Source organism: Rhizobium sp. RU35A (genome assembly GCF_900156005.1).
Taxonomy (GTDB): domain Bacteria; phylum Pseudomonadota; class Alphaproteobacteria; order Rhizobiales; family Rhizobiaceae; genus Neorhizobium; species Neorhizobium straminoryzae.
Window position 1 is genome coordinate 1 of record NZ_FTMR01000053.1, and the last position, 1,138, is coordinate 1,138.

2 protein-coding genes are annotated in these 1,138 nt (G+C 58.5%); both read right to left on the reverse strand.

Annotation, left to right across the window (positions count from 1 at the left end; translation table 11 throughout):
* Nucleotides 1–972 (reverse strand): IS3 family transposase (locus tag F3H95_RS27005; protein ID WP_244618162.1); only part of this gene is annotated, 972 nt, incomplete at its 3' end.
* Nucleotides 855–1,121, reverse strand: coding sequence for a transposase (locus F3H95_RS27585; protein WP_244618161.1), 267 nt, complete (start codon nucleotides 1,119–1,121; stop codon nucleotides 855–857). The genes F3H95_RS27005 and F3H95_RS27585, both read right to left, overlap by 118 nt.
* Nucleotides 1,122–1,138: the final 17 nt, after the last annotated feature.

Genomic DNA, 1,138 nt, shown 5'->3' on the forward strand with positions numbered 1-1,138 from the left:
TGCGGAGCCATTCCGGCTGTGCAGCAGCGCATCACGTCGCGGGTTGATTGTTTGAGCGAACTCTGCAGGGGTCATCCAGCCGAGTCCGGAGTGTGGTCGATGATCATTGTAATCGCTGCGCCAGTTTGAAAGCGCTGACCGGGCACGCGTCAGTGACGAGAAGAGAGTTTCATTCAGGAACTCATCTCGCAGCCGCCCATTGAAGCTTTCGATGAAGGCGTTCTGGATCGGTTTGCCAGGCGCGATATAGTGCCATTCCACCTTGGTGCGGTCCGTCCATTGCAGGATCGCGTTGCTGGTGAACTCGCTGCCATTGTCGCTGACGATCATCTTCGGCTTGCCTCGTTCCTCGATGATCCGGTTCAGCTCACGGGCAACCCGCAGACCGGAAAGGGACGTATCGGCGACGAGGCCCAGGCATTCCCTGGTGCAATCGTCGACGACGGTCAGCACCCGGAACCTGCGACCATCGGTGAGTTGATCCGACACGAAGTCCAGTGACCCGCGATCATTGGCGGCAAGCGGGATCAGCATCGGTGCTCGTGTGCCTGTCGCTCGTTTCCGACCGCCGCGCTTGCGCACCGTCAGCTTCTCTTCCCGATAGAGCCTGAAGAGCCGCTTGTGGTTCACAAGGTGACCCTCACGCCTGAGCAGAACATGAAGGCGTCGATATCCAAAGCGGCGGCGTTCATGCGCCAGCGTCTTCATCCGCTCGCGAAGGTCATGGTCATCGCTGCGCCTGGTTTCGTAACGGATCGTCATCCGGCAAAAGCCGATGGCTTTACACGCCCGCCGTTCGCTCATCTGGTGGCGATCCATCAGATGAGTGACAGCTTTCCGCCTTGCTGCGGGCGTCACCACTTCTTTCCCAAAAGGTCTTTCAAAGCGGCATTGTCGAGCATGGCGTCTGCCAGGAGCCGTTTCAGCCTCGTGTTCTCGTCTTCCAGCGTCTTCAGCCGCTTGGCTTCGGATACGTCCATGCCGCCGAATTTGGCCTTCCATTTATAGATGCTGGCATCGCTGACGCCGTGCTTGCGGCAAAGCTCCGAGACCGGCGTGCCAGCTTCGTGCTCCTTCAGTATCCCGATAATCTGTTCGTCTGTGAAACGGTTGCGTTTCATCCTCTGGTCCTCTCAAT

Bases quoted from the DNA above. Each gene is read 5' to 3' on its own strand.
- F3H95_RS27585 (WP_244618161.1), bottom strand. From the start codon at position 1,121: ATGAAACGCAACCGTTTCACAGACGAACAGATTATCGGGATACTGAAG.